This window comes from Flavobacterium restrictum, assembly GCF_007097245.1.
Lineage (GTDB): Bacteria > Bacteroidota > Bacteroidia > Flavobacteriales > Flavobacteriaceae > Flavobacterium > Flavobacterium restrictum.
The window spans coordinates 1-7,216 of record NZ_VJZT01000033.1; the positions used below are offsets into that span (position 1 = coordinate 1).

The 7,216-nt window shown below is 30.0% G+C and carries 6 protein-coding genes; all 6 read right to left on the reverse strand.

From position 1 onward, the window contains the following. Nucleotides 1–89: 89 nt before the first annotated feature. Nucleotides 90–1,154: a hypothetical protein gene (locus tag FNW21_RS15725; protein ID WP_144257701.1), complete on the reverse strand. Its 1,065-nt coding sequence runs from the start codon at nucleotides 1,152–1,154 to the stop codon at nucleotides 90–92. A 171-nt stretch (nucleotides 1,155–1,325) separates the two neighbouring features. Beyond that, complete coding sequence (locus FNW21_RS15730; protein ID WP_144257702.1) at nucleotides 1,326–3,407, reverse strand: Helicase associated domain protein; 2,082 nt, start codon at nucleotides 3,405–3,407, stop codon at nucleotides 1,326–1,328. A gap of 167 nt (nucleotides 3,408–3,574) precedes the next feature. Next, nucleotides 3,575–4,003, reverse strand: coding sequence for a hypothetical protein (locus tag FNW21_RS15735; protein WP_144257703.1), 429 nt, complete (start codon nucleotides 4,001–4,003; stop codon nucleotides 3,575–3,577). Between the two features lie 805 nt (nucleotides 4,004–4,808). Continuing rightward, nucleotides 4,809–5,261 (reverse strand): hypothetical protein, encoded by a 453-nt coding sequence (locus tag FNW21_RS15740; RefSeq protein ID WP_144257704.1) that lies wholly within the window; start codon nucleotides 5,259–5,261, stop codon nucleotides 4,809–4,811. Nucleotides 5,262–5,458: 197 nt separating this feature from the next. Then, complete coding sequence (locus tag FNW21_RS15745; protein ID WP_144257705.1) at nucleotides 5,459–6,235, reverse strand: trypsin-like peptidase domain-containing protein; 777 nt, start codon at nucleotides 6,233–6,235, stop codon at nucleotides 5,459–5,461. 172 nt (nucleotides 6,236–6,407) lie between these two features. Further along, complete coding sequence (locus FNW21_RS15750) at nucleotides 6,408–7,109, reverse strand: hypothetical protein (protein WP_144257706.1); 702 nt, start codon at nucleotides 7,107–7,109, stop codon at nucleotides 6,408–6,410. Nucleotides 7,110–7,216 lie beyond the last annotated feature (107 nt).

Genomic DNA, 7,216 nt, shown 5'->3' on the forward strand with positions numbered 1-7,216 from the left:
AATTAAAGACCGAACTTCCAAGTACAAAACCAACTTTAAAGTTTGCCTAAAACCCCAATTGCGCCAAACCGCTGTTGGCAGCTGGCAATTTACTTATTTGGAGGGGTTAATGGTAAGGAAACTGCTGATTCTAATAGTTCTTTAACTCCTACAGGAATATATTTATTGTAGAATTCCTCATTTATTAACCAATTATCTGAAATATAAACTAAAGAAGATAAAATAAAATTCCAAGTTAATTCTGGAGTAAGTCTATTCAAAAGATTTTTTAGAATTACATGATTATTAGTTGTCGTTGTGAAAATTAATTTTGTACTTTCTTTAAATGGATGTATTATTAAACAAGCTTTATCGTCAAAAGTTAAATCGTCATTTTTAATCGTCAAATTACCAAAGTATGAAAAGAAAATTGGAATAATTGTATCGAGTTCAATTACATAAGATTTTAGATTTTCATTTTTATTTGATTCAATATCCTTCCACGCTAATTTTTTAAAAATTAAAGAATCATTTATGATTATTTTTCTTTCTTTTAAGTGTTGTTTTAAATTTTTATGTCTTGGATCTGAAAAATGTAATTTTTTGATTTCAATACCTAGTGAATCAAGTAAGTTTTTGTATTTATTATTTGTTGATTTTTCAAATTGCTTATGTTTTTTATCAACAAGCGCTGTTATGCTGTCTTCTGAATATTTGTATATGATATCCCAATAAACGTGATTATAGCATATTGCTTTATAAACCAAAGTTCTTAATTCGTGTTCATAATTAAGTTGTTCTTTCTTTTCATACTCAAACATATTTTCGTGTGTTATACAAAATCCTGGAAATGTAAGTGCTTTATTTACACCAATTTTCTCCAATTTAATTTGTCTTTTATTTAAATCGGCGGAAGGATAAATATAATGCCCATTTTGAGAATTTTTTTTTAAAATTGACTCTTGAAATAAATGAGAGTTAACTGCTTTTTTTCTACAAAATTTTACAGAACATTTTCTGTTTTCCGAAAACGAATGAAAATTCATTTTACTGCTATAAATAAGTCCTTTTATATCTGATTCAGATAGCTCAATTGAATTATAATCTTTATGAGCTTCGTCAAACATTGAATTTAAAAACATTGACGCATCATTTACTATTTCTTCCTTTGACATTTAATCTTGTTAATTGATTTTTTTAGTTTCTGCGGTTTGCTTGCTGCCAACGTTCCTGCGCTACACGCAGTTTGGGACTAAATTAAGCCCATTATTCGGATTTGCCAAATCATCCCAAGTACAAAACCATCTTTCCATTAAGCCAAATGCCCAAATCCGTTGTAGTGGCTGTTACAAGACGTTTTTCTTGTTAGGTGCAAGTGTCAATTCCCATTCAAACTCTATTTCTTCAAGTTTTGCTATTTTTTCAGGCATTAATGTTTTAATTCTTTTGGCTCTTCTTTGAGAAGCTGACCAAGTATATAATTCTTTATCAAAACTTTTTGTAACTCTACAATTGCCATTAGATATTTTATATTCACATAATAAATCATAAAAGAGATTCCATTTTTCTTCTGTAGAATTTTCTTTTGATAATTTCAAACCCAAATTTTCTAATAATTGTATTTGTTCATCATTAAGATTATCAAATGTATATCTTCTTTTTTGACTTGAAACCCAAGCTCCAAAATTTTTGTCTTCCTTGTAGTCTTGATTAATTTGATTTATATTCTCGCCTTTTTTTTTAAGTGCTTTTAGTTTTTCAAAATTATTTTTCCATACTAAAGTTAATTTTCTATATTTTTTATCTTTTTTATCAACTTCTGAACGTAAAATTATACCGTCCATTCCATTCTTTTCTAAAATTTCTTTGTATTCTTTTCTCGTACCTCTATTTTTTAGACTATAAACGAAATTCCCTAAAGCAATTCCATCAGTTTTATAACTCAAAGGAACATTGAAATTGCCAAACTCATTCTTATAGTCTATCAGTTTTTTTAATTTAATTTTAAATTCATGTTCTTCTAAATCCCAAATGATATTTTCTGATTCTAATAATTCTATTCTATCTTGAGAAAGTAATCCACGCTTTCTATTTACAGTTTGGTCATTTCTCCATCTTGCAATTTTATATTCATCTGTATTTATTTTCTGTTTAGGTTCACGATTATATTTTTTCTTAAAAGCAGAATATATTGTCAGATTTTTAAACCATTGGTCATCATCTTTTGAAATTTGACTATTCCTTTTATAACCCAATTCCCAACTGAAATCTATTTCTTCTAATTTTTTTATTTTATATTCATTCATTCGATTATCATTGTACTTTTTGTAATGACGTTGCATAGCAACAAAATTAGATAATTTGTACAATGGATCTTTTGAGTCTTTTTTTCGTGGGAAATCAGAATTTTTGTGCTTTATGAAATACTCTTTGAGTTCTAAATATGATTCTTCCCATATTTTATCAAATCTTATATTGTGAGCACTTTCGAAATTAAAACCACTTTTGAGCAATTTTTCTAAATGTTCTTCTGGAATTCTTTCTTCTCTGTAGAGAACTTTTTGAGTTAAGTACCAAGTATATAAACTTCGATTAATATAATCTTTTGGAATTGTTACTGATTCATGTTTTTCTTTAAAAATTTTGAATCTTTCAAAGTTTATTTTCCACATTGAAAAGTAATAGTCATTAAGAATTATTTTAGATTGATAGTTTTTAGTTTCTGTTTTACTGTCTATATTTTCTAAATTTTCTAAATCAACATATGATGCTTCTACAGCTGTAAACAAGTCGTTGCCTTCATCATCTTTTATATTGCTTTTTTCGATTTCTTCTTCACTTTCATAAATTCTTTTCTCGTCAAGGATTAATCCGTTTTCAGATAAATATTTGATTAAATGTGAATCTAGTTTTTTTATATTTTGATTACTTTTATCTAAAAAGTTAAAAAAGTATTCGTCGATTTGTCTTTTTAATTTTTCGCCCTGAAAATTACCCGATACAAAGTCGATAGCAAGTGAAGTTTCAACATTATTAAAAAGTCCTGGTCTTGTTAAGTTAGATGAACCAATTAATATTCTATTTGCTTTTTCTCCATTAAAAATATAAAGTTTAGGATGATATATTGCTCTTGTTCTTTTTGTTGGATTATAGTAAATGTATGTGTCAATTTCTTTTTCTAAAAGTTCAAGTAAAGCTTCTCTTGAAGTACCTTTATCATCAACACCTAAATAGAATTCAATTTTTTTGTATTTATGCTTTACTTTTTCGAGTTCGTCCATAAAAATTGAAAGACCTGAAAGAGTAGTGTAAGCTACAAAGCATTTAAAAGTATCAAAGTTTTTGTCTTTGAAAGATTTATGTAGATAATTTCCAACAGTATTATCTTGCTCTTCAAAAATTCCATGCCCAAGAAATTCTATTTTCATTTACGTTTCGTTTTTTTTAAAATGTCTTGTAACGTTCTGGCGCTTGGCAAGGTTGGGGAATAAAGATGCGAGATTTTTCGGTTAAACACAAATTTCACAAATACAAGACCAACTTTCCATTAAGCCTAAAACCCCAATCTCGCCAAACGGCTGTTATGCGCTTCCGCTTATTGCTTTTTTATTAAATCGAATTGTTCAATTGTAATAACCTTTTCTTCTACCATATTTTTCAACCAATCTGTTGCTTGTTTTTTGGTGTTTTTTTCCAATTTAGAAATGTCAATTTTTGAATAATCTGAAAAGTCAATTTTTATATCGTTTTTTTCTCCAAATGCTTCAAAGTAATCAAAATAGGCTTTTTCATAATTAAATTTTTCTGCCATTATTTTTGAGTAAGCCATTAAACTGTCTGTTCTCTCTGTTTTGTTTGAATCCTTAAAGCCGTAGAAGAGTTCATCATAAGCATCTATATTTCCTTTATTTTTTAATCTTTTGATTAAAGTGTCATAATTTGTAGTGATTTGGCTAATGGTAAAAACTTCATCATCTTCTTTCGGAATATGAATTTCTTTTTTAGGGTTGTCAATTTTTTCCATTTTTTGGCAAGAACTAAATAAAAAAGGAATCCAAATTAGTATTATAAAATATTTCATAAATGTCTTATTTCGTTCTTTTGAAGTGCGGTTGCGCATAACGTTCTTGCGCTACAGCGGGTTTGGGACTAAATTAAGCCCATTCTTCGGATTTGCCAAATCATCACAAATACAAAACCAACTTTCCATTAAGCCAATTGCCCAAATCCGTTGTAGCGTGTGTTGGTGGTTGGTTGTTTTGTCGAAATTACGAATTTCCTCAAAGATTTCACTTTTTTGTTTCGCAATTTGCTACATTTTGCTTTTCACGCTTCAATTTTTCGGTTCGTAATTTTCAACTTATTGTTTTAAATTTCAATTTTATTTTCTGCGCAAAACTTTGCAAGTTTCTGCTGATAAAAATCCGACTTTCACGCTTTTGCTTTTCAGTTTCCAACTTTCCAATTTTCTGCGGATAAAAATCCAACTTTCACGCTTCTGCTTTTCAGATTCCAATTTTCAAGTTTCTGTTAGCAAATCCAATTTTCACGCTTCTACTTTTTCAGTTTTCTGCTTTTTCAGTTTCTGCTGATAAAATCCAACTTTCACGCTTCTGTTTTTTTAGTTTCTGCGATCTGTGAACTTTATTTCCAAATCGGAATTACCTGCGTAATTTCGGCACAACTTGCCACCAACGTCCCGCTACTACAGCGGGTTTGGGACTAAATTAAGCCTTATTTTCGGATTTGCCTAAACTTTCCAAATACAAGACCATTTTTAAATTAAGCCAAATGCCCAAATCTCTTGTAGCAAGTGTTGGCAGTAGTTTTTATTTTTTTAGTTTCTTTTCAAGTTCCACTATTTGGCTCAGAACTTCTCCATATTTTGAAGACATAAAATAAGCATATGGTGTTGTAATTTCTTTGTCCCAAAGAATCAAATCATTATAATATTTTTGATTTAAATTTTTATCGCCGTGTGGAATGCAAAAATAATATTTATTTCCCCAACTTGCAGAAGTAGTAATTACCATAATTGATGATATTTCTTGTTTTTCACTTCGTACAAGTGCTTTAATTTCGTAAGTATAAGTTCCCATTTTTTCAGTTGAAATGTCTATAACTTCATATCCGGCTTTCATATCTAATCCCGAACTGATTTGTACTTTGTAGCCTTTAGTTATGTAGTTATATTCTGTTTCGGTTGTCGGTGAAGAATTTTGAGCTGACAAAAAGCTACAAAACATAAAAATTGAAACTGTTGAAAATAAAATTTTCTTCATAATGGTTTGATTTGTTGTTAATTATTGGTTCTTTTTTTTACGTGATTTTCTAAAATTACTGCCAACGTTCTGGCACTACAGCGGGTTTGGGACTAAATTAAGCCCTATTTTCGGATTTGCCAAATCATCCCAAATACAAAACCATATTTCCATTAAGCCTAATGCCCAAATCCGTTGTAGTGGCTGTTAGCACCAGTTTATTGATTTTTTTTGTCCATTAGATTATTTTTTTTGATTATTTCATGGATAACTGTAGACTTATAAAAAAATGAAATTCCGCTATGACCATTTCCCTCGGGAATATGTCCAGCGTTTACACCGATTAAATAACCATGTCTAGAATTTGGTATATTTCTTAAACCTCTAGGAGGTGCAAAAACAGGACTTCCTGACGCTCCTTCAGATGAAAATCCTTCATACGCTACACATTTTCCTTGATTTGTGTTGTCCCATGAATAATCATATAGAGGATCACTCGCAATATTGCCACTTCTTAATATTGGTCTATTTGCTAATTTATCATGTGTTTTAGGAAATCCAGAATAACAAATTAAGTCGAAAGTATTAATTTCTTTATAAATATTTTCGTCTGCTAAATGTTCTAATCCAAAATGCCAATGAAAACTTTGGCCTTCAACTAAATACACATGAGCTCTGATTACAGTAATGTCATTTTCGTAGTCTTCATGAAAATAAACTTCAGCATTTTCGTGTAGCTGAAAAGAATATTCTGTATCATCTTGCTTACGACCGGTAATTATAAATTTTGACAATTTAAAGTCTTTATATTTTGAAGTAGATTTTTTATAGTCTAAATCAATTACATGTCTGTTGGTGATAATCCAAGCTACATTTGGTGAAATTTCAAGAATAAATCCAGTCGCTATTCCACTAATAGTTTTGATTCCATCGGAATGTTCAGCATGAATTTTATATGCAGAGTAGAAAAATTCTTTAGAAGGTTCGTGAAACATTTGTTAGGTTGTATTGGTTTCTAAATTGGTGCTAACGTTCTGGCACTACAGCGGGTTTGGGACTAAATTAAGCCCTATTTTCGGATTTGCCAAATCATCCCAAATACAAAACCAACTTTCCATTAAGCCCAATGCCCAAATCCGTTGTAGTGGCTGTTATAGGCAGGAACTATTACATTTCAATTGACATTTTCTTTTGTTTGAAAGTCTCTTTTGCTTTTCTTATAAGTTGATTCGTTTCTTCTATTTTTTGATAATCTTTAGTAAAAGGCTTTACTTTTCCATTATAGAAGTTAGTAGACCATTTTACTTTTTCAGGTAAAAACTCTTTGTTTTTCTTTTTGTATGAAAGCACTATGTTTTCTTCTTCGGTGGTTCTTCGAACAGAGAAGAAGGTTCTACTTTTACTATCTTTTAGTTTTTCCCATAATTGAGGTAGTGCAATATTTTTTACAGTATCAGTTTGGCTTGCTAAATAAATGATTGGTTGAACAGAATTGTCGGGAAATATTCCGAAAATATCATTGTTATTCTCTATGAACGAGACAAAATTCTCACTGTCAATGGTTAGGAAATATTCTGGATTTAGTCCAATGTAATTTGGATATTCAAAATCAACATTATTTCCTGAACCTGTATGAGTTCTTTCAGTCTGATAGGCATAAACTTTACTGGAGTCCAAAATAAAAACGACATCAGAATACCATTTTAAATTGTGAGGAGTAAAAGGTGGCGGAACTTTCGCCGATTTCTTCCACGCTTCACTAATTGAATCTGCATTTGAAATTACGTAATATTTTTTTTCTACAGTTTCCCGTTTGCAACTACCAAATAATGCAATCAATGCGAGCGAAAAAAGTAATTTATATTTCATAGTTTGATCGTGAAGTGTTCTTGCCTATAACGTTCTCGCGCTACAGCGGGTTTGGGACTAAATTAAGCCCATTCTTCGGATTTGCCAAATCATCACAAATACAAAAC